Source organism: Methylobacterium sp. J-070, assembly GCF_022829385.1.
Classification (GTDB): Bacteria; Pseudomonadota; Alphaproteobacteria; order Rhizobiales; family Beijerinckiaceae; genus Methylobacterium.
The window spans coordinates 65,678-86,597 of sequence record NZ_JAKSXX010000116.1 but is presented as its reverse complement, the minus strand read 5'-3'; the positions used below and the strand labels follow the sequence as shown (position 1 = coordinate 86,597).

The 20,920-nt window shown below is 70.7% G+C and carries 16 protein-coding genes; 5 read left to right on the top strand and 11 right to left on the bottom strand.

The window, feature by feature from the left end; translation table 11 throughout:
• Positions 1–100: 100 nt before the first annotated feature.
• On the bottom strand, positions 101–3,250 hold the full coding sequence (locus tag MKL01_RS09485; protein WP_243904965.1) for an efflux RND transporter permease subunit: 3,150 nt from the start codon (positions 3,248–3,250) through the stop codon (positions 101–103).
• 16 nt (positions 3,251–3,266) lie between these two features.
• Positions 3,267–4,589, bottom strand: a complete 1,323-nt coding sequence (locus MKL01_RS09480; protein WP_243904964.1) for an efflux RND transporter periplasmic adaptor subunit — start codon at positions 4,587–4,589, stop codon at positions 3,267–3,269.
• A gap of 293 nt (positions 4,590–4,882) precedes the next feature.
• On the opposite strand from MKL01_RS09480, the gene MKL01_RS09475 reads away from it, so the two are divergent.
• The 3 genes from MKL01_RS09475 to MKL01_RS09465 all read left to right on the top strand — a co-directional run bounded on the left by MKL01_RS09475 (position 4,883) and on the right by MKL01_RS09465 (position 10,902).
• Entirely contained in the window at positions 4,883–5,884 is a 1,002-nt protein-coding gene (locus tag MKL01_RS09475; RefSeq protein ID WP_243904963.1) for a CobW family GTP-binding protein, read from the top strand.
• Positions 5,885–6,131: 247 nt separating this feature from the next.
• On the top strand, positions 6,132–7,391 hold the full coding sequence (locus MKL01_RS09470; protein WP_243904962.1) for an O-antigen ligase family protein: 1,260 nt from the start codon (positions 6,132–6,134) through the stop codon (positions 7,389–7,391).
• 172 nt (positions 7,392–7,563) lie between these two features.
• On the top strand, positions 7,564–10,902 hold the full coding sequence (locus tag MKL01_RS09465; RefSeq protein WP_243904961.1) for a GAF domain-containing hybrid sensor histidine kinase/response regulator: 3,339 nt from the start codon (positions 7,564–7,566) through the stop codon (positions 10,900–10,902).
• Between the two features lie 25 nt (positions 10,903–10,927).
• On the opposite strand, the gene MKL01_RS09460 is transcribed toward MKL01_RS09465, so the two are convergent.
• The 4 genes from MKL01_RS09460 to maiA all read right to left on the bottom strand — a co-directional run bounded on the left by MKL01_RS09460 (position 10,928) and on the right by maiA (position 13,767).
• Complete coding sequence (locus tag MKL01_RS09460) at positions 10,928–11,233, bottom strand: hypothetical protein (protein ID WP_243904960.1); 306 nt, start codon at positions 11,231–11,233, stop codon at positions 10,928–10,930.
• Positions 11,230–11,541, bottom strand: coding sequence for an EthD family reductase (locus tag MKL01_RS09455; protein ID WP_243904959.1), 312 nt, complete (start codon positions 11,539–11,541; stop codon positions 11,230–11,232). The genes MKL01_RS09460 and MKL01_RS09455 overlap by 4 nt, the downstream gene beginning before the upstream one ends.
• 54 nt (positions 11,542–11,595) lie before the next feature.
• The gene (locus tag MKL01_RS09450) at positions 11,596–12,927 is read right to left on the bottom strand and encodes an NAD(P)/FAD-dependent oxidoreductase (RefSeq protein ID WP_243905004.1); all 1,332 of its coding nucleotides are present in this window, start codon (positions 12,925–12,927) and stop codon (positions 11,596–11,598) included.
• Between the two features lie 192 nt (positions 12,928–13,119).
• Entirely contained in the window at positions 13,120–13,767 is a 648-nt protein-coding gene (gene maiA / locus MKL01_RS09445) for a maleylacetoacetate isomerase (protein WP_243904958.1), read from the bottom strand.
• Positions 13,768–13,906: 139 nt separating this feature from the next.
• Between maiA and moaB the strand changes: the two genes are divergently transcribed.
• Positions 13,907–14,464 (top strand): molybdenum cofactor biosynthesis protein B, encoded by a 558-nt coding sequence (gene moaB, locus MKL01_RS09440; RefSeq protein ID WP_243904957.1) that lies wholly within the window; start codon positions 13,907–13,909, stop codon positions 14,462–14,464.
• Between the two features lie 81 nt (positions 14,465–14,545).
• Here moaB and MKL01_RS09435 read toward each other — a convergent pair whose 3' ends face one another.
• Positions 14,546–15,994: an amino acid permease gene (locus MKL01_RS09435; protein WP_243904956.1), complete on the bottom strand. Its 1,449-nt coding sequence runs from the start codon at positions 15,992–15,994 to the stop codon at positions 14,546–14,548.
• Between the two features lie 135 nt (positions 15,995–16,129).
• A complete protein-coding gene (locus MKL01_RS09430; RefSeq protein ID WP_243904955.1) occupies positions 16,130–16,660 on the bottom strand; it encodes a hypothetical protein in 531 nt (176 codons plus the stop codon).
• Between the two features lie 153 nt (positions 16,661–16,813).
• On the opposite strand from MKL01_RS09430, the gene MKL01_RS09425 reads away from it, so the two are divergent.
• The gene (locus MKL01_RS09425; protein ID WP_243904954.1) at positions 16,814–17,920 is read left to right on the top strand and encodes a PA0069 family radical SAM protein; all 1,107 of its coding nucleotides are present in this window, start codon (positions 16,814–16,816) and stop codon (positions 17,918–17,920) included.
• A gap of 260 nt (positions 17,921–18,180) precedes the next feature.
• Here MKL01_RS09425 and MKL01_RS09420 read toward each other — a convergent pair whose 3' ends face one another.
• Genes MKL01_RS09420 through MKL01_RS09410 form a run of 3 tightly spaced genes read right to left on the bottom strand, consistent with a single transcriptional unit; the run spans position 18,181 to position 20,696 of the window.
• A complete protein-coding gene (locus tag MKL01_RS09420) occupies positions 18,181–18,804 on the bottom strand; it encodes a ribonuclease HII (RefSeq protein WP_243904953.1) in 624 nt (207 codons plus the stop codon).
• Between the two features lie 37 nt (positions 18,805–18,841).
• Positions 18,842–19,888, bottom strand: coding sequence for a glycosyltransferase family 4 protein (locus MKL01_RS09415; RefSeq protein WP_243904952.1), 1,047 nt, complete (start codon positions 19,886–19,888; stop codon positions 18,842–18,844).
• Between the two features lie 10 nt (positions 19,889–19,898).
• Complete coding sequence (locus MKL01_RS09410) at positions 19,899–20,696, bottom strand: UDP-2,3-diacylglucosamine diphosphatase (RefSeq protein WP_279604503.1); 798 nt, start codon at positions 20,694–20,696, stop codon at positions 19,899–19,901.
• Positions 20,697–20,920: the final 224 nt, after the last annotated feature.

The following is a 20,920-nucleotide window of genomic DNA, read 5'->3' as shown; positions in this document are numbered from 1 at the left end:
ACCCAAGTCAATGCGACCCCGTCCCGATCGCACGCGGGGGACGGGCGTTGTGGCACCCCTGCAACGGGCCGCATCCCGGCTTCCGCCCGCGCGGAGCGGCTCACGCGGCGGCCCGGTGCTCGGCCCGTCCCCGGGCTTCGGGGTTCGGTCGACGCCGGGAGAACAGCGAGATCAGCACCGGCACGACCACCAGGATCAGGTTCGGCGCCAGGATGATGCCGCCCACCACCACGAGCGCCAGGGGCTTCTGCACCTGCGATCCGATCCCGGTGGAGACCGCCGCCGGCAACAGGCCGACGCAGGCGGCCACGCAGGTCATCATCACCGGGCGCATGCGCACCACGGCGGCGTTCCACACGGCGTCCTGGCGCCGCCAGCCCTCCTCGATGAGCTGGTTGTAGTAGGCGAGCAGGATCACGCCCTCCATGGTCGAGATGCCGAACAGCGCGATGAAGCCGATCGCCGCCGAGATCGAGAACGGCGTGCCGGTCAGGAACAGGGCGAAGATGCCGCCGATCATCGCCATCGGGATCACCGACAGCGTCAGCAGCATGTCGGCCACCGAGGAGAAGTTGATGTAGAGCAGCAACGCGATCAGCAGCAGCGTGACCGGCACGACCAGGCTGAGCCGGGTCGCCGCCTCCTGCAGGTTGGTGAACTGCCCGACCCATTCGAGGCGGTAGCCCGGCGGCAGGTCCACCGCCTCGGCGACCTTGCGCTGCGCCTCGATGACAGCGCTGCCGAGATCGCGGCCGCGCACCGAGAACTTCACCGGGATGTACCGCTCCTGGTCCTCCCGGTAGATGAACGAGGCCCCCGAGACGAGGTCGACGTCGGCGATCTCGGAGAGCGGCACCTGGCTCACGCCGCCGTTGGGATTCTGGGCGCCCACCGCGATGTTGCGGATGCCGGCCAGCGACGAGCGGTACTCCTTGGCGAGCCGCACCCGCATGGGGAAATGGCGGTCCGAGCCGTACTCGTAGAGGTCGCCCGTCGTCTGGCCGCCGATCGCCGCCTGGATCGTGGTGTTCACGTCGCCGATCGACAGGCCGTAGCGGGCGGCCTTGTGGCGATCGACGTCGATCCGCACGGTGGGCTGGCCGAGGGACTCGAACACCGACAGGTCGGTGATGCCGGACACGCTCGCCAGGGCCGCCTTGACGGCGTTGGCGGTCTTGGTGAGCTGCGCGAGGTCGTTCCCGTAGACCTTGACCGAGTTCTCGCCCTTCACGCCCGAGGCCGCCTCCTGGACGTTGTCCTCGATATACTGCGAGAAGTTGAACTCGATGCCGGGAAATTCGGCATCGAGCTTCGCCCCGAGGTCGCGGATCAGCGTCTCCTTGTCGAGGCCCTTGCGCCACTGGTCGATCGGCTTCAGGGGCGCCAGGATCTCGACGTTGAAGAAGCCCGTGGCGTCGGTGCCGTCGCTCGGCCGGCCCTGGTGCGAGATCACCGTGGTGACCTCGGGCACGGCCTGGAAGATCTTGCGCAGGCGCTGCACGTAGTCGTTGCCGGCCTCGAGCGAGATCGAGGACGGCATGGTCCCGCGCACGTAGAGGTTGCCCTCTTCCAGGCGCGGCAGGAATTCCAGGCCGAGATTCCGGGCCGCCAGACCCGAGACCAGCAGCACCGCCAGCATCAGGGCGAGCGTCAGCACCCGGTTCTTCAATCCGAAGCGCAGGATGCGCTCGTGGCCGAAGCGCGCGAGCCGCACGATCAGCGTGTCGCGCTCCTCCAGGTGCTTGGGCAGGATCAGCGCCGACAGCGCCGGCGAGACCGTGAAGGTCGCCAGCAGGCCGCCGACCAGCGCGTACGCGTAGGTCTTGGCCATCGGCCCGAAGATGTGGCCCTCGACCCCCGACATCGTGAACAGCGGCAGGAAGCCGACGATGATGATGATCGCCGAGAAGAAGATCGCCCGGTTCACCTCGACGCCCGCGATCGCGATGGTGCCGAGGCGGCCGGTGAGTCCGCCGGGGGGCGTCTGGCCCTCGGACGCCTCCGGTTCGGCGATGTGCCGGAACACGTTCTCGACCATGATCACGGTCGCATCGACGATGAGGCCGAAGTCGATCGCGCCCAGCGACAGCAGGTTGGCGGAATCGCCGCGCACCACCAGGATCAGGATCGCGAAGCCCAGCGCGAACGGGATCGTGGCCGCCACGATGATCGCGCTGGTGAGCGAACCGAGGAACAGCCACTGCACCACGAAGACCAGCACCACGCCGAAGATGAGGTTGTGCATCACCGTGTGGGTCGTGGTGTGGATCAGGCCGGAGCGGTCGTAGATCCGCTCGATCTTCACGTCCGGCGGCAGGATCGTGGAGCTGTTGATCTTGTCGATCTCGGCCTCGACCCGCTCCAGGGTCGGCAGGCTCTTGCCGCCGCGGCTCATCAGCACGATGCCCTCGACCACGTCGGGTTGCTCGTCGTGGCCGACGATGCCGAGCCGCGGCGCATTCGACACGCGCACCTCGGCCACGTCCCGCACCAGCACCGGCGTGCCGTTGACGAGGCTGATCATCGTGTCCTTGATGTCGTCCATGTCGCGGATCAGGCCGATGCCGCGCACCACCGCCGATTGCTGGCCGACGTTGAGCGTCTGGCCGCCGACGTTGATCGAGGCGTTGTTCAGCGCCGTGGTCAGCTGGACCAGGGTCAGGCCCTGCGCCTGGAGGCGGTTCAGGTCGACCGCGACCTCGTATTCCTTGGCCTTGCCGCCGAAGGCCGTCACGTCGACGACCCCCGGGATCGCCTTGAAGCGGCGCTGCAGCACCCAGTCCTGCAGGGTCTTCATGTCCATGGGCGAGTAGCCCGCCGGGCCGACGAGCTTGTAGCGCATGATCTCGCCCACCGGGCTCGTCGGCGAGATCTGCGGCGTCGCCCCGTTGGGCAGGGTCGGGGCCTGCGACAGGCGGTTGAGCACCCGCTGCAGCGCCTCTTCGTACGTGTACTCGTAGTTGAACTGGACCTTCACGTCGGACAGGCCGAACAGCGAGATCGTCCGCACCACCTGGGCGTTGGGGATGCCGGCGAGGGCCACCTCCAGCGGGATCGTGATGTAGCGCTCGATCTCGTCGGCGGACTGCCCCGGGTTCTGGGTGATCACGTCGACCAGCGGCGGCACCGGATCGGGATAGGCCTCGATGTTGAGTTGCGTGTAGGCGCCGTAGCCGACGCCCAGCATCAGCACGAACATCAGCACCACCAGCACGCGCTGGCGGAGCGAGAAGGCGATCAGGGCGTTCATCGGACCGGATCCTCGCTCAGGATGCCTTGTCGCCGGTGGCCGCCCGGTCGATGAACAGGGCGCCGCGGGTCACGACCTGCTCGCCCGCGTGCAGACCCAGGACGACCTGGGCGTTGTCGCCGTTGATCAGGCCGAGCTTGATGTCGCGCGCCTCGACGGCCCCGTCCGGCCGGGCCACCCAGACATGCGTGCGGTCGCCCTCGTACACGATGGCGGCCACCGGGACGCTGGGCGACGGCTCGCCCTTGCCGGTGACGATCGTGTAGGTGGCGAACATCTCGGGGCGCAGCACCCGATCGGGGTTGTCGACCTCGCTGCGGACGGCGAGGCGGCGCGTGGCCGGATCGAGGCTGGAGGCCATGTAGTTTACCCGCGCCTTGAACACTCGTGCGCCGAAGCCCGCAACCTTCGCCTCGACCTCCTGGCCGATGCGGATCTTCGGGATCTCGCTCTCGCGGACGTTGGCGATGAGCCAGACCGTCGACAGGTCGCCGATCACGAAGACCGGGTCGCTGGAGGCCGAGAGGTACTGACCCGTGCCGACCTTGCGCTGGACGATCGTGCCGGCGATCGGCGCCCGGATCTGGGTCTCCGGACTCATCGTACCCTTCTTCTCGTAGGCGGCGATCTCGGCGTCGGTCTTGCCCAGCAGGCGCAGCCGGTTCTTCACGGCGTCGAGGGCGGCCTCTGCGGTCTTCAGGTCGCTCTGCGCCGCGATCACGTCGTTCTGGGCGGACTGATAGTCCTTCAGCGCCACCGCGTGGGCCTGGAACAGTTCCTGCTGGCGTGCCGCGATCGTCTGGTCGAGCTTCAGCAGTGCCTGCTGCTTCTGCAGATTGTTCAGGGCCGCCTGATAGTCGTTCTGCGCCTGGACCATGTCGGTGGCCTCCAGCGTCAGGAGGACGTCGCCGGCCTTCACGTCGTCGCCGGCCCGGGCCTGCACCTTGGTCACGCGGCCCGCGTAGGGCGAGACCACCGGCACGTTGTCGTCCTCGTTGAGCGCGATGCGACCCTCTGCGGATCCTTCCGGGCGGAACACCTGCATGGCCACCGGCAGGATCTCGAAGGCGGCGCGCTGCTCTTTGGTGGGCCGGAAGATCCGCTCGACCGGGTTGGCCTTCTCCGCATCGATGCCCGGATCGGGGTTGCTCTGGCCGAACAGGCCGGTCAGCGAGGCGACGAGACCCGAGGCGGCCCCGCGGGCGCGGTCCGGGAACGCGAAGGCGAGGCCGGCCGCACCCGCGACCAGCAGAAGCGCGATCAGGAGGCCCGGCCACCGGCGGCTGCGCGGCGGCGCGGTGACGGCCTTGTCCTGTTCCAGCGGATTTCGGGCGTCCATGGGATGATCTTCGGGAACCGGGCCGACTGAATGGGACACGCTTCGCGCCGGGACGCCGCCCACATCAACGTGAGCACAGGTGCTTTTCTATGGCGGACCGCGCGGAACATTCCACACGGTGCAGTATGCCTAGAGCAAAGCTTATCTGACTCGCAATCGATCGGCCGGCCCGGTCGCGAAACCGTGTGGCACCACCTTCCTTTGCGGGAATCTGTTACAATATGACAACGGTCGCGGGCGCTGCCCAGCCCGATCCGCGCCGACCGACCCTTCCTGCCACCGAAGAACCCGTCATGACCGATACGAGCGCTGCTTCCGCCCAGGCCGGATCCCCCGCCGGCAAGATCCCGGTGACCGTGCTGACCGGTTATCTCGGTGCCGGCAAGACCACCCTCCTCAACCGGATTCTCACCGAGAACCACGGCAAGCGCTACGCCGTGATCGTCAACGAGTTCGGCGAGATCGGCATCGACAACGACCTCGTCGTCGGCGCGGACGAGGAGGTGTTCGAGATGAACAACGGCTGCGTCTGCTGCACCGTGCGCGGCGACCTGATCCGCATCATGGACGGCCTGGTGAAGCGCCGGGGCAAGTTCGACGCGATCATCGTCGAGACCACCGGCCTCGCCGACCCGGCACCGGTGGCGCAGACCTTCTTCGTCGATCAGGACGTCGGCGAGGCCGCCCGGCTCGACGCCGTCGTGACGGTCGCCGACGCCAAGTGGCTGTCCGACCGTCTGAAGGACGCCCCCGAGGCGAGGAACCAGATCGCCTTCGCGGACGTGATCCTGCTGAACAAGAGCGACCTCGTCGGGCCGGACGACCTCGATCGGGTCGAGGCCGAGATCCGCACCATCAACCCGCTGGCCAAGCTCCATCGCACGCAGAACTGCGCCGTGCCCCTCGACGCCGTGCTGGAGCGCAACGCCTTCGACCTCGACCGCATCCTCGAGGTGGAGCCCGACTTCCTGGAGGAGGGGCACCACCATCATCACGATTCCGATATCCGGTCGATCTCGGCCCGGATCGACGGGGCGGTCGATCCGGAGAGGTTCATGCCGTGGATCTCGAACCTCACCCAGGTCCAGGGTCCCGACATCCTCCGCTGCAAGGGGATCGTGGCCTTCCCGGACGAGCCCAAGCGCTTCGTCTTCCAGGGCGTGCACATGATCCTCGACGGGGACGTCCAGGGCGATTGGAAGCCGGACGAGCCGCGTGTCTCCCGCGTCGTGTTCATCGGGCGCAACCTCGACGAGGCGGCGATCCGGCAGGGATTCGAGGGCTGCCGGGCGTGAGATCCTGCATGTGAGGACGCGGCCTCGTCGTTCCGGGCCGCCGCGGGCGCGCCCGGATCCCGGACTTTGCCGCGCGCCCCCCGGGACGACGGATCGGGGCGCGTTTCGGCAAACGCCCAGGCACGCGGGCGAATAAGATCTTCGGCAGCGATGGCCCGCGGCGCCCGCCGCGAAGCCGATTCTCAACCATTGACTGTCAGTCTTGCGGTCGCGGGCCTGCGTAACCGGCCCGCGGAGCCCGCGTATCATGGCCTATACCGCAGCGCCCGGAGCCCCGGTCCCGTCCGGGCTCGCGGGCGGAATCCCGCTCCGCACGGTCGTCCAGGGATCGGCCAAGGCGCTGTTCGCAGCGTTCATCTTCTTCGCGTGCTTCGCCTTCTCGGAGACCTCGCCCTACGACGCGGTGGCGCTGCCCACGATGCTGCTGTGGCTCTGCCTCGGCGTGCGCCTGCACCGCGGGGCGGTGCCGTTGCTCGCGCTCCTGCTGCTCTACCTCGCGGCGATCGTCATGGCGCTGCTGCCGTATCTGAACGAGGATTTCCCGGTCACCTGGACGGTCCAGCTGATCTACCTCGCGGTCACCTGCACGTTCTTCGCCATGTTCTTCTCGGACGACACGCAGGCCCGGATGGAACTGGCGCTCAAGGCCTACACGGCGAGCTGCGTGTTCTCGGCCGCGCTCGGCATCGTCGGCTACCTGCAGTGGCTCGGGATCGAGGACCTGTTCTACAAGTACGACCGGGCCTCGGGCACCTTCCAGGACCCGAACGTGTTCGGCTCGTTCCTGACGCTCGGCGCCCTCTACCTGATGCACGGCCTGCTCACCGGCACCGCGCGACGGCCGCTCGCGTCGCTCGCCGGCCTGCTGATCATCGTGGCCGGCATCTTCCTGTCCTTCTCCCGCGGTTCCTGGGCGGGGAGCGGCGTCGCGGTCCTCCTGATGGTGGGCTCGGTCTATGCGGGCAGCGCGTCGCTCCGTCTGCGGCGCCGGATCGTGCTCCTGACCCTCGCGACGCTCGTGCTCGGCACGGTCGCGGTGATCGCCCTGCTCTCGGTCGACCACGTGCACAAGATGTTCGAGATCCGCGCGTCCCTGGCGCAGGACTACGACCAGGGCGAGACCGGCCGCTTCGGCAACCAGATGCGCGGCTTCGCCATGCTGCTGGAGCGTCCCTTCGGCATGGGCCCGATGCACTGGCGGCTGGTCTTCGGGCTGGAGCCGCACAATTCCTACATCGGCTCCTTCGCCAATGGCGGCTGGCTCGGGGGCGCGGTCTTCATCGAACTGGTGCTGAGCACGGCTTTCGTCGGCTTCCGGCTGCTGGCGCGGCCGTCGCCGGTTCGGGCGCACGCGCAGATCGTGTGGCCGGCCCTGCTGATGTTCTTCCTGCAGGCCGTCCAGATCGATATCGAGAAGTGGCGCCACGTCTACATGATGCTCGGCATGGTCTGGGCCCTCGAGGCCGCCCGGCTGCGCATGGACGCCGCGCAGGCCGATCGCGCTTGAGGAGTGGCCCCGCGCCGCGTCCCGACATCGGGACGAAGCGCCGGGTTCCCGATCCGCGTCGTCATCACCCGAAAGCCGAAGGCCACCTTTCGGCCCGACGCTGTAAGCTGCGCCATCGCCCGCCCGCCGCGGAGGCGATCCACATCGGCGCTTCCGCATCCGGAGACGGTACGTGACGACACAGCCGGAATGGGAGGAGGACCGGCTTGCCGCCCTCAACGCCTTGGGCGCCGGCAAAACCGCGCCCGAGCCGCATTTCGATGCGGTGTGCCGCACGGCCCGCCGCCTGTTCGGCGTGCGCAGTGCCCTGGTGGCGCTCATCGACGCGACGGATCTGTGGCCCAAGACGCCCTGTATCGACGTGCCGGGGGCGATCCCGCGCGAGGACAGCATCTGCCATCACGCGATCCGCAGCGATGCCCTCCTGGTCGTGCCGGACGCCCGGGCCGATCCGCGGTTCCGCGATCTGCCCGGCGTCGCCGCCGCCGGAGGCTTCCGCTTCTACGCCGGCCTGCCTCTGAGCCTGAGGCCCGGTCTCAGGATCGGCACCTTCTGCCTGATCGATCCGGAGCCCCGGACCCCGCTCTCGGAGACGGAGGCGGCCGCCTTTCGCGATCTGGCCGAGATCGTCGTCGCCCATCTGCGGCTCACGGAGGCCGATGCGCGCCGGGCGCGCGAGATCGAGCAGGCGACGATCCGCGAGGCCCTGATCCGCGAGCAGCACCGCGAGATCAACGCCCGGGCCCGGGCGCAGGAAGCCGCGAACCACCAGCTGACCATGGCCGAGCAGCTTGCCAACATCGGCAATTGGCGGGTCGAGCTCGCCGACGGCCAGCCCGTCTGGTCGGCCAGCCTCTACGCCATCGCCGGCCGCGATCCGGAGACGAAGCCGCCCCGGCTCTCGGACTTCGCGCAGGTCTACCATCCCGACGACCGAGGCCGGCTGGAGGCGACCGTCGCGGACGCCATCGCCAAGTGCGGCAACTTCGACTTCGAAGCGCGCCTCCTGCGCCCCGACGGCACGACCCGCGACGTGGTCGTCCGGGGCATGTGCCGGGGCGAGGGCACAGCGACCGGACTCGTCGGGGTGCTCATCGACGTCACCGAGCGTCGGCGCGCGGAGGACGACGTGCGCCGGAGCGAGATGCGCTATCGCGGCCTGGCCGAGACGCTTCCGCTCCTGGTCTGGACCATGCGGGTCGGGGACGGACGGGCGACCTACGCCAACGCGCAGTTCAACGCCTATTACGGACCGATCGGACGCGAGCGGACCGAGCGCCTGGCCCGCAACCACCCGGAGGATGCCGCCGCCATGGAGGCGGCCTGGAACCGTGCGGTCGAGACCGGCACCGGCTACAGCGGCCAGTGGCGGATCCGGCGCCACGACGGCGCCTACCGGTGGCATAAGATCTCGCTGATCCCGATCCGGTTCGATTCCGCGGACGGCGCCGTCGCGGAGTGGCTCGGCATCGCCCTCGACGTGGACGACATCGTGACCGCGCGGCTCGCCGTCGAGCAGGCCCGCGGCCTGCTGGGGATCGCCCTCGATGCCGCCGAGGCCGGCACCTGGGAATGGGACATGCGCACGGGCCTCGCCACGCTCAGCCCAGAGAGCGCGCGCATGCACGGGCTCCCCGAGACCGCCGCCCCCTGCACGATCACCGCCGCCGCGTGGACCGCGCTGCTGCATCCCGACGATGTCACCGATGTCTGGAACGAGATCCGGCGGGCGGTCGAGTCGTCCACGCCCTATGCGGCTGAGTTCCGCGTGGGCGGCCGCTGGCTCTACGCGCGCGGGCGCACGCTGTTCGGGCCGGAGGGTCAGCCGCAGAGCATGGTCGGCCTTCACCTCGACGTCACCGAGCGGAAGGCGGTCGAGGCCGCGTTGCGCGCCGCGACTTACGACGCGGAGGCGGCGCGGGCCGAGGCGGAGCGGGCCAGCGCGGCCAAGAGCGAGTTCCTGGCCGCGATGAGCCACGAGATCCGCACGCCGCTCAACGGCATCCTCGGCTACGCCGATCTCCTCCTCGACGAGGGCGCGATCCAGAACGAGGACCGCCGCCGCCTGGAGCTGATCCAGAGTTCCGGCGCGGCGCTGCTCACCGTCGTCAACGACATCCTCGATTTCTCGAAGATCGAGGCCGGCGAACTGGTGCTCGATCCCGTCAGCTTCCCGCTCGTCGCGACCGTGGACGCCACGGTCTCGATCGTGCGCGGCAGCGCGCTCCGGAGCGGTCTCGCCGTCGGGACCCGGATCGATCCCGCGCTCCCGAACTTCGTGGTCGGCGATCCGGGGCGCCTGCGGCAGGTGCTCCTCAACCTGCTCAACAACGCGGTGAAGTTCACCTCCGAGGGCTCCGTCACCGTCACGGTGCAGCGGGAGGGGGAGGGGATCGCGCCCGACGGCGGCCGGGGCGACGTCATCCGGTTCGCCGTGATCGACACCGGCATCGGCATCGCGCCGGCGCAGCAGGACCGCCTGTTCAAGCGCTTCAGCCAAGTGGACGGCTCCATCAGCCGGCGCTTCGGCGGGACCGGCCTCGGCCTCGCCATCTCCCGGCACCTCGTGACCCTCATGGGCGGCGAGATCGGCGTGGAGAGCCGGGAGGGGGCGGGCTCGACCTTCTGGTTCCGCCTCGTCCTGCCGCGGAGCGCCGGGACCGGGTCCGCCGATCCTGCGCGCGGCGTCGCAGTCACGGGAGCGCCGCAGCCGCAGCGCCCGCCGCTTCCGGCCGTCGCGGACGCCGCGGCGGCGCCGCTCCGCCTGCTCCTCGTCGAGGACGTGCCGCTCAACCAGGAACTCGCCTGCGCGGTACTCGAGTCGCAGGGCTACGCGGTGGACGTGGCGGGGAACGGCGCGGAGGCGATCACCGCGGTGGGCTCGTCCGTCGCCTCCGGCCGCGCCTACGACCTCGTGCTGATGGATGTGCAGATGCCCGTGGTCGACGGGCTGACGGCCACCCGGCGGATCCGCGCCCTCGCGCCTCCGGCCTGCGACATCCCGATCGTCGCCATGACGGCCAACGTCCTGCCGCCCCAGATCGAGGAGCTGCGCGAGGCCGGGATGGACGATCATGTCGGCAAGCCGTTCCGCCGGGCCGATCTCTTCGCCACGATCAGCCGGTGGACGGCGCCCGGCGCCCGCCGTCCGGCGCGCCCGGAGCAGCCGAGCCGGGCGCCGCAGGTCGATGCCGCGGTGCTCGACGCCGCCGTCCTCACGGAGATGAGGGCGAGCTTCGGCGCGGACCGCGTCGCGGCCCTCCTGGATCTGCTGGCCAACGAGTTGTCGGAGCGGTTCCGACCCAGCGAGACCGATCGGCTCCAGATCGCCCACGACGCCCACGCCCTGGTGGCGGCGGCCGGGCTCCTGGGCTTCGTCGGCCTGTCGAGCCTCTGCCGCGAGGTCGAGGCCGCCGCCCACGCGGGCGCCGATCTGATGCCGCTGATCCGGCGCCTGGAGGTTCAGCGGGCGACGGCCCTTCGGGCCATCCGCCAGCTGCGCGCGGCCTGAAGGCGACCGGGCGCCCCGAGCCGGGCTACGCCTCGTCCTCCTCCGGCAGCGGGTCGCCCGTCCAGGCCGTGGCGAAGGCGGCGAGCGCCCGGGGATCCGCGAAGGCCGCGACGGTGACGTCGCGCTCCGCGGGGGCGGCGCCCGGGAACGGCGCCAGCAGGATCCGCACCCGGGCGAGCCGGCCGCCGGGGGCATTGGCGGCAATCCACGCCTGGGCGTCCGGCGTGAAGCGCCCCGGTCCGTCGAGGGCCCGGGAATCGGCGCGCAGCACGATGACGTAGGTGCCGAGGCCAGGATCGGCCGCCTGCACCGCCTTGACGATGTCGATCACGGGCTTTCCGCGAAGTCGTTGAGCTGCACCTGGGCCTGGGCCTGGGTGAAGTTCGGGATGTCGGCGAAGATCTCGTCCCCGTGGGCCGCCACCGCCTTCTTGAAGGCATCGGTCGACTCGAAGGTCAGCAGCGCCATCACCTGGAACGGAGCGGCGCCGCCGTCCGGGGTGCCGGCGCCCTTGACCACCTTCGCGTCGTGGAGGCCGAGGGACGACCAGCGCTCGCGCACCAGCGGCATGTGGTGGCCGAGATAGTAGCCCATGTCGAAGCTCGGGCCGGCGGGGTACATCACGCTCACCAGGATCATGTCGGTTGTTCTCACGGTCGGAAAATTTGGAACGCCCGGGGCTTCGGGACGGCCCTAGTGGAGCTTCACCCGCGGCTCGGTGCGGCGGGTGAGCGCCCGCGCCAGGGTGTCGAGGGCCGTCTTGGCGGTGCCGTGGAGCGCCCGCTCGTGCATCTTGTAGAGCGAGCGGTACATCATCCGGGCGAACAGGCCGGCGATCAGCATGTTCTTGCCGCGGACGAAGCCCATCAGGCTGCCCACGGTGGAATATTCGCCGAGCGAGACCAGCGATCCGAAGTCCTTGTACCGGAACGGCCGCAGCGGCTTGCCGTCGATCTTCGCCTGGATCTGGCCGATGAGGTGGCTCGCCTGCTGGTGGGCGGCCTGGGCCCGGGGTGGCACCGGCGTGTCCGAGCCGGCCTCGACCAGGTAGGCGCAGTCGCCGAGCGCGAAGATGTCGGGGTCCCGGGTCGTCTGCAGGGTCGGGGTGACCACGAGCTGGTTGGTCCGCGTGGTCTCCAGGCCGCCGATGCCCTGCAGGAAGGGCGGCGCCTTCACGCCGGCCGCCCAGACCACCAGCTCCGACGGGATGAAGGCGCCATCGGCGAGCTGCACGCCGTCGGCGCGGACCTCGGTCACCCGCGCCTTGACGCGCACGTCGACGCCGATCTTGTCGAGGAGCTGCATCACCTCGGACGAGAGCCGCTGCGGCACCGCAGGCAGGATCCGGTCCGCCGCCTCCACGAGGGTGATGCGGATGTCCTTGCCCGGGTCGATCCGGTCGAGGCCCGTGGAGACCACGTGGCGCAGGGTCCGGTGCAGCTCGGCGGCGAGTTCGGTCCCCGTGGCGCCGGCGCCGATCACCGTGACGTGCAGCTGGCCCGGCCGGACCGGACCGGCCTGGGTGTGAGCCCGGAGGGAGGCGTTCACGAGGCGCTGGTGGAAGCGCACCGCCTGGTCCTGGGTGTCGAGCGCGATGGCGTGCTCGGCCACGCCCGGCGTGCCGAAATCGTTGGTGGTGGAGCCGACCGCCATCACCAGGGTGTCGTACGGGACCGCGCGCTCGGGCGTGACCTCACGCCCCTCCGCGTCGTGGCTCGCCGCGAGCTGGATCGTGCGCGCCTCCCGGTCGAGCCCGGTCATGCGCCCGATCCGGTAGCGGAACCCGTGGGTATGGGCGTGGTGCAGGTAGTCCACCGCGTGGTGGCCGATGTCGAGGCTGCCGGCCGCGACCTCGTGGAGCAGCGGCTTCCAGATGTGGGTGCGGGCGCGATCCACCAGCGTGATGTGCGCGCGCTTGCCGCGCCCGAGCTTGTCGCCGAGCTTCGTCACTAGCTGCAGCCCGGCGGCGCCGCCTCCGACCACGACGACGCGATGCAGGCCGGACTCGTTCTCGACGGGTACCATCGACACTCTTTCTTTCCCCGAACCGGGATTAAAACGCCGGCCTGCTCAGACAAAGCGCCCGATCACCGGAACTCCTCTTCCCGGCGGCGACGGTGCAGCGGGCGTTTCGCGAGAGGCTCTTACACGCGCCGGGTGCCGGATTGCCACATCTGCCTGCCGCGGGCACGCGTGACGAGAGCGCGCGTCCCCGCCTCAGACGCCGGGGGCGCCGGGCTGACGCAACGGGTGTGCCTCGGCGACTTCCGGAAGGGCGAGGCAGGCCTCGGCGATCCGCGCCACCGTGGGGTAGGGGGCCGTGTCGATCCCGAAGATGCCCGTGCCGACCCAGAGGCTGACGAGGCAGAGGTCGGCGTGGCTCGGCGCGTCGCCCTGGCAGAACCGGCCGGTGCCGGGCTCAGAGCCGAGCCGCGTCTCGAGCGTCCGCAGGCCGGTCTCGAAGGCGTTGCGCAGGAAGTCGAGCATCCGCTCCCGGGGCAGGCCGTAATGCTCCATCAGGAAGGTGCGCACCCGGGGCACGTAGAGCGGATGGGTGTCGCAGGCGACCACCTGCGCCAGGGAGCGCGCCCGGGCCCGGGCCCGGGGCTCCTCGGGCAGGAGGCGCACGCCGCCCTTGGTCTCCTCCAGGTAGTCGAGGATCGCGAGCGATTGGGTGAGCGGCGGCCCGTCCCCGTCGAACAGGGCCGGCACCGCACCCTGCGGGTTGATCGCCCGGAACTCCGGCTTGTGCTGGTCGCCGGCATCGAGGTCGATGAAGGTCTCCTCGTAGGGGATGCCCTTCAGCTTGAGCGCGATCCGCACCCGGAAGGCGGCGGCCGAGCGCCAGTTGCCGTACATGTGCATGAGAGGGGTCTCCGACGGGGCCGGAGCAGCACAGCCGAGTTTGCCGCCCGCCGCAAGGGGCGGATCGCGAGGGGCGGCCGGGGGCGACAACCGGATCCGGCCGGCCCATATCGGGCCCCTGTCCCGGAGATACCGCACGATGGCCGACCCGTCCGCCGCCCGCTCCTTCGTCCCGCTCAACATCGCGGTGCTCACCGTCTCCGATACCCGCCGTCCGGAGGACGACCGCTCGGGCGATACCCTGGCGCAGCGGCTCACCGAGGCGGGTCACCGTCTGGCCGCCCGGGCCATCGTGCCCGACGAGATCCCGGCGATCCGCGGCCAGGTGGAGGCGTGGCTGCGCGACCCGGGGGTCGACGTGGTGCTCACCACCGGCGGCACCGGCTTCACCGGCCGCGACGTGACCCCGGAGGCTTTGGAGCCCCTGTTCGAGAAGCGCATGGACGGGTTCTCGGCGGTGTTCCACCGGATCTCGTACGACAAGATCGGCACCTCGACTTTGCAGTCCCGGGCGACCGCCGGGGTCGCGCGGGCGACCTACGTGTTCGTGCTTCCGGGCTCGCCCGGCGCCTGCCGCGACGCCTGGGACGGGATCCTGGCCCAGCAGCTCGACTACCGGCACCGGCCCTGCAATTTCGTGGAGATCATGCCGCGGCTCGACGAGCATCTGCGGCGGGGGGCGAGTCTTTCTGTTTGAAGAGCGCGACGCGTTCCCTCCCCCCTCTGCGGGGGAGGGGGCTCCGCGCCCCTCTGCGATCGCAGCCCCGCCCGAACGGCGCTACGGCGTCGTCCCGTCCTTCCGGCGCAGGACGGAGTGCTTGCGGCCGTAGAAGAAGTAGATCACCAGTCCGATCGCCATCCAGATCACCAGCCGCAGCCACGTGTCGAGCGGCAGGCCGGCCATCAGCAGCAGACAGAACAGGATGCCCAGGATCGGCACCACCGGCACGGCGGGCACCCGGAATGGGCGCTTCATGTGGCGGTCGGTGCGGCGCAGGTAGATCACCGAGCCGCACACCAGGATGAAGGCGGCGAGCGTCCCGATGCTCACCATCTCGCCCAGGATGTTGATCGGCACCAGGGCCGCCACCAGCGCCACCGCGATGCCGATCAGCACCTGGCTGCGATAGGGCGTCTGGTAGGTCGGGTGGACGTGCGAGAACGTCTTCGGCAGCAGCCCGTCCTGGGCCATCGTGAAGAAGATCCGGCTCTGGCCGTAAAGCAGCACGAGGATCACCGTGGTCAGGCCGGTGAGCGCCCCGAGCTTGATGGCGATCGAGAACCAGCCGATGCCGATGACGTCGACGCCCTTGGCGATCGGGTCCGGCACGTTCAGGTCCTTGTAGGGCACGAGGCCGGTGAGCACGGCGGCCACCAGCACGTACAGGATGGTGCAGACCGCCAGCGATCCCAGGATGCCGATGGGCATGTCCTTCTGCGGCCGGCGCGCCTCCTGCGCGGCGGTCGAGACCGCGTCGAAGCCGATGAAGGCGAAGAAAACCACGCCCGCGCCGCGCAGGATGCCGCTGTAGCCGTATTGCCCGAAGGTGCCGTCGTTCGGCGGGATCAGCGGGCTCCAGTGCGCGGTGTCGACATGGCCCCAACCCAGCGCGATGAACGCCACCACCACGGTGAGCTTCACCGCGACCATGATGTTGTTGAAGCGCGCGGATTCCTTCGTGCCGCGCATCAGCAGGGTCGTGATCAGCCCCACGATGAGCACCGCCGGCAGGTTGAACAGGGCGGTGCCGCCGCCGTCGATCGGCGTGCCGGGCGCGTGCGCGAACTGCGGCGGGATCACGATCCCGACATCCTTCAGGATGCTGGTGACGTAGCCCGACCAGCCCACCGCCACGGTGGCGGCCCCCATGGCGTATTCCAGGATCAGGTCCCAGCCGATCAGCCACGCGAAGAACTCGCCGAGCGTCGCGTAGGTGTAGGTGTAGCTCGATCCGGCCACCGGGATCAGCGCCGCCATCTCCGAGTAGCACAGGCCGACGAACGCGCAGGCGATGCCGCCGAGCACGAAAGAGAGCATGATCCCCGGCCCGGCATACTGCGCCGCGGCCGTGCCGGTCAGCACGAAGATGCCGGCGCCGATGATCGCGCCGATGCCCATCGCGGTGATCGAGAGGGCGCCCAGCGATTTCGAGAGCTGCTGCTCGCCCTCGCCGCTCTCGATGATGTCGTCGACGGACTTCCGTCCCATCAGGCCAGACGCGTCCATCGGGTGATCCTCCCCACGGCGCGACCGTGCCGGCGCTCCACCGTTGAGGTTAATTCAGCAAGTTTTCGGCCATCACGCCAGGGACGGCGGAGCTTTGTACGAACAAATCGAAGTGCAGCCGCCTTTTCGCGCCGTTCAGGCCCGTTCGATCCGGCCGATGAGCGGCTTGACCTTGAGCCGCGGCGTGAACGGACCGCCCGTCCGCAGGGCGTCCCGCCGCACCACGTCCCCGGCCCGGGCCTGCCGGGCGCCGGCGACGACCTCGTAGCGCGCCAGGACCCGCCCGAGCCAGCCCGCGGCCGGACGGTGCAGGCGGCCGAGCCCGATCTCCGGCCGGGCGGTTCCGACAAAGCGGTCGAGGGTGCGGATCCAGCCCTCGGCCGGGACGTCCCCGGCTTCCAGGCACAGAACCCAATCCCGGCGGGCCGCTGCGGCACCTGCGGCGAAGGGGCCGCCGCCGCGGTGAAGCACCAGCGTGGCGCCGGTCGCCTCCGCGACGGCCGCGACGGCCTCGGTCTCGCCCGGCGCCACGATCACGGCATCGCCGATCAGGCCGCCGGCCACACCGGAGACGAGCGCGCTGAGCGTGTCGGCCAAGCGATCGATCGCGTCCGGCTCGGCCGGATCGGCCAGATAGGTCACCGCGGAAAGCATGAGGGCGCGCATAACCGATTTTGCGCCGCCGTAAACCGGGGACGCGGATTTCGACGGCCTTCTCGCGACCCGGGGCCGCGTCCGGGTCGGCTCTGCCCGAAAATGAGGCGCCCGCCTCCGATATGTTCGCTCTATGTTCCAATCCCTGGACGGAGCCGACTCATCATGGTGGAACTGCGGGACGAATCTGCACCGGTGCGCCTCGGCGCCAGCGCGGCGCCCCGGGAGGCCCGGCGCGGCCGTGGGGCGACCGCCAACCCGAGCGGCCGTTACGAGGCGACCCGTCGCGAGGCGTTCCACGAGGCCGACTGGGAGCCGGACGCGCCGATGCCGCTGCGCACCCGGGTCACCGCTGAGCGGACCAACCGCATCATCGCCCGCAACACCTCGCCCGACATCCCGTTCGACCGGTCGATCAACCCGTATCGCGGCTGCGAGCATGGCTGCATCTACTGCTACGCCCGTCCGACCCATGCCTGGCTCGGGCTGTCACCGGGGCTCGACTTTGAGTCGCGGATCTTCGCCAAGCCGGACGCGGCCCGGCTGCTGGCCCGGGAGCTCGCGGCGCCGGGCTACCGGCCGGACACGATCGCGCTCGGCACCGCCACCGATCCCTACCAGCCCGTGGAGCGAGAGCACCGCATCACCCGCGCGGTGCTGGAGGTGCTGCAGGCGGCGCGACACCCCGTCGGCATCACCACGAAATCCGATCTCGTCCTGCGCGACCTCGACATCCTCGCCGAGATGGCGGCGCGGAACCTCGTCCTCGTCGCGGTCTCGCTGCCGACCCTGGATCCCGGCCTCGCCCGGCGCCTCGACCCCCGCGCGCCGCGGCCGGACAAGCGGCTCGCCGCGATGCGGTCCCTGAGCGCCGCCGGCGTGCCCGTCATGGTCAATCTCTCGCCGATCATCCCGGGCCTCACCGACCACGAGATCGAGGCGATCCTGGCCCGGGCTCGGGAGAGCGGCGCCAGCCGGATCGGCCACGCCCTGCTGCGGCTGCCGGGCGAGGTCGCCGACCTCGTCGCCGACTGGTTCGCCGAGCACTACCCGGAGCGCAAGGACCGCGCCTTCGGGCTCCTGGCGCAGGCCCGGGGCGGCCGCGAGAACGATCCCCGCTTCGGCCACCGCTTCCGCGGCGAGGGTCCCTACGCGGCGATGATCGGGCAGCGGGTCCGGCTCGCCGGAACCCGCCTCGGCTTCGCGTTCGGCCGGATGGCGCTGAACCGGGAGGCCTTCCGCAAGCCCGGAGCCCAGCTGGCGCTTTTCTGAGGCCCTTCCGCGCCGAACCGAGCCGCGCACCGCCGTGGTCGCGCGGTTCCTGACCGGCGTCCGGGCCGCCCGATGCGGGTTCCGGTCGAGGCCTCGGTTGCGGTATCGCCCGCCGTCTCCCCCTGCGAAGGAACGCGCCCCGGGGCCGCGCGACGGCGCGGATCGGGTGCCGACGGGATGGTCTCGTGGCGCCCGCACGGACGGCGGCGCCTTAATCATCACCCGGGGGCTGTCGAGCCCGCTCGGGCGACCGGGTGGTCTCATCCGAACCCCCGGGTGAAGCTCAGCCGGTGGTGCGGGCTCCGTCCGAGGGTAGTCAGGCCGGCCCGGTGGATCGCGGTGCCGTAGCCGACGTTGCGGTCCCAGCCGTAGCCGGGATGCCGTTCGGCCAGGCGGCGCATCAGGTCATCGCGAAAAACCTTGGCGACGATCGAGGCGGCGGCGATCTGCGGGACCAGCCGGTCGCCGCCGATCACGGCCCGGCCGGGCAGGCCGGGCAGCGCGTCGCGGCCGTCCACCAGCACCGGCGCGGCGACCCCGAGCCGGGCGACGGCGCGCATCATGGCGTCGAGTGTGGCGGCACGGATGTTGATCCGGTCGATCAGCGCCCGCGAGCCCGCCGCCACGGCGACGCGGGCGTGGGTGCGGATCAGCGGCGCCAGCCGGGCGCGGACCGGCTCGGGCAGGCGCTTGCTGTCGTCCAGGGCGCCGAGCAGCGCGGGGGGAATCGCCGCGGGGTCGAACCAGACCGCCGCCACGACCACGGGTCCGCAGAGGGCGCCCCGCCCGACCTCGTCGCACCCGACCGCCGCCGGGTAGTCGGCGGCGCGGGCCGGATCGAAGGCCGGGATCCGGGCGGGAGGCGTCTTCCTGGCGGGCGGCATGCCGTCCTCTGCCATCCCGCGCCGGCGGCGTCACCGGTCAGGCGGCGTCGCGCGCGCCCTGCACGCCGCCATGGGCCTGGACGATGTTGCCGAAGAACTGCCGCGCGCTCACGTCCCAGCCGCAGCGCAGGGCCTCGGCGCGGCATTCCGCGCGGGACAGGCCGAGGGCGGCGAGCGCCGCGGCGCGCAGGTCCCGGTCGAGGATCCCGACCCGGGTGCCCCCGACCACGTCGTTGGGACCCGGCACCGGGTAGGCCGCCACCGGCAGGCCGCTGGCCAGGGCCTCCAGGAGCACGATCCCGAACGTGTCGGTGAGGCTCGGGAACACGAAGACGTCGCAGGCGGCGTAGACGGCCGCCAGGGCGGCCCCCGTGCGGGTGCCGAGGAACGTCGCGCCGGACGCCAGGGCCTGCAGCCGCCCCCGGTCCGGCCCGTCGCCGACCACGACCTTCGTGCCGGGCAGGTCGAGGCTCAGGAACGCCGCGACGTTCTTCTCCACCGCCAGCCGCCCGACATACAGGAACAGCGGCCCGGGCAGGCCGGCGAGTTCCGCCGGCACCGGCGCGCCGGGTTCGGCGGGCCGGAACCGGTCGGTATCGACCCCGCGGGTCCAGCGCATCAGCCGGGCGAAGCCCCGCGCCGCCAGCTCGCTTTGGAGCGAGGCGGTGCTGACCATGGTTCCCCGCCCGGCACCGTGGAAGCGGCGCAGGTAGGCGTAGGACCACGCCTCGGGCACCGGAAGTCGGGCCGCGAGGTATTCGGGGAAGCGCGTGTGGTAGCTCGTGGTGAAGGGCAGGGCGTGGGCGAGGCAGTGCCGCCGGACCGCCAGCCCCACCGGACCCTCGGTGGCGATGTGGACGTGGCTCGGACGCTCCGCGTGCCAGCGCTCCGCCACCCGCTCCCGGCCCGCGTAGGCCAGGCGGATCTCGGGATAGCCCGGCAGGGGCAGCGAGCGGAAATCCGCCACCGTGAGCAGGGTCGTCGCGAAGCCGTGCTCGGGCGCGCGACGGACCATCTGCTCCAGGGAGCGCACCACCCCGTTGACCTGCGGGTGCCACGCGTCGCTGGCGATGAGCAGCTTCACGCGGGACTCCTCACGCCACCGCCCGCCGGCCGGCCAGCGGTGCCGGCACGGTCTCGGCCGCCCGGGCGCGCAGGAGGCTCGGGTAGTGCAGCACCTCGATCCGGCCGTCGTAATGCTCCGCCAGCCCGGTGCAGGATTCCACCCAGTCGCCGGTGTTGAGGTAGCGCAGCTCGCCGATCGGCCGGTCCGCCGCATGGTGGATGTGGCCGCAGATCACCCCGTCGGCGCCCTGGCGGCGCGCCTCCTCGGCCAGGATGGTCTCGAACCGCCCGATGAAGCTGACGGCGTTCTTCACCCGCAGCTTCGCCCAGGCGGAGAGCGACCAGTACGACAGGCCGAGGCGTCGCCGCGCCCGGTTGATCAGCGTGTTCAGGGTCAGCGCAAGCGTGTAGGCGCCGTCGCCGAGATGGGCGAGCCAGCGCGAGTGACGCACGACCATGTCGAATTGGTCGCCGTGGATCACGAGGTAGCGCTTCCCGTCGGCCGCCTCGTGGATCGCGGTCTCGGCGAGCTCGATGCCGCCGAAATTCGTGCCCACGTAGTCGCGCAGGAACTCGTCGTGGTTGCCCGGCAGGTAGACGATCCGCGTGCCCTTGCGGACCTTGCGCAGCAGCTTCTGGACGACGTCGTTGTGCTCCTGCGGCCAGTACCATCCGGAGCGCAGCTGCCAGCCGTCCACGATATCGCCCACGAGGTAGATCGTGTCGGCGTCGTAATCCTTCAGGAACGACAGCAGCAGCCCCGCCTGGCAGCCGCGGGTGCCGAGATGCAGGTCGGACAGGAACAATGTCCGCACACGGACCGGCATCTCCTCAATCTCGGCCACGGCACCCTCTCCCGGCGGCTGATCGGTGCCGAAGCCTGAACGCGATCGCATCTCAGTTTGATGACGCGCCCTCGGGCCGCCGCCATCGCGACGCGTGCGGTGCGGGGCAACCTCTCAACCGGAGATCGGCTTCGCTGCGCTGCACAAAAAATTTTTTTGGCAAGTTCCCGAAGTTTTTCCGGTTTTCCTTTCGAGCTGCGCCATCT

Excerpts from the sequence above, each read along its gene's own strand:
- MKL01_RS09450 (WP_243905004.1), bottom strand. The coding sequence starts at position 12,927 with ATGGTACCCGTCGAGAACGAGTCCGGCCTGCATCGCGTCGTCGTGGTC.
- moaB (WP_243904957.1), top strand. The coding sequence starts at position 13,907 with ATGGCCGACCCGTCCGCCGCCCGCTCCTTCGTCCCGCTCAACATCGCG.
- MKL01_RS09420 (WP_243904953.1), bottom strand. The coding sequence starts at position 18,804 with ATGCCGCCCGCCAGGAAGACGCCTCCCGCCCGGATCCCGGCCTTCGAT.
- MKL01_RS09470 (WP_243904962.1), top strand. The coding sequence starts at position 6,132 with ATGGCCTATACCGCAGCGCCCGGAGCCCCGGTCCCGTCCGGGCTCGCG.
- MKL01_RS09410 (WP_279604503.1), bottom strand. The coding sequence starts at position 20,696 with ATGCCGGTCCGTGTGCGGACATTGTTCCTGTCCGACCTGCATCTCGGC.
- MKL01_RS09475 (WP_243904963.1), top strand. The coding sequence starts at position 4,883 with ATGACCGATACGAGCGCTGCTTCCGCCCAGGCCGGATCCCCCGCCGGC.
- MKL01_RS09430 (WP_243904955.1), bottom strand. The coding sequence starts at position 16,660 with ATGCGCGCCCTCATGCTTTCCGCGGTGACCTATCTGGCCGATCCGGCC.
- maiA (WP_243904958.1), bottom strand. The coding sequence starts at position 13,767 with ATGCACATGTACGGCAACTGGCGCTCGGCCGCCGCCTTCCGGGTGCGG.
- MKL01_RS09455 (WP_243904959.1), bottom strand. The coding sequence starts at position 11,541 with ATGATCCTGGTGAGCGTGATGTACCCCGCCGGCCCGAGCTTCGACATG.
- MKL01_RS09425 (WP_243904954.1), top strand. The coding sequence starts at position 16,814 with ATGGTGGAACTGCGGGACGAATCTGCACCGGTGCGCCTCGGCGCCAGC.
- MKL01_RS09485 (WP_243904965.1), bottom strand. The coding sequence starts at position 3,250 with ATGAACGCCCTGATCGCCTTCTCGCTCCGCCAGCGCGTGCTGGTGGTG.
- MKL01_RS09480 (WP_243904964.1), bottom strand. The coding sequence starts at position 4,589 with ATGGACGCCCGAAATCCGCTGGAACAGGACAAGGCCGTCACCGCGCCG.
- MKL01_RS09435 (WP_243904956.1), bottom strand. The coding sequence starts at position 15,994 with ATGGACGCGTCTGGCCTGATGGGACGGAAGTCCGTCGACGACATCATC.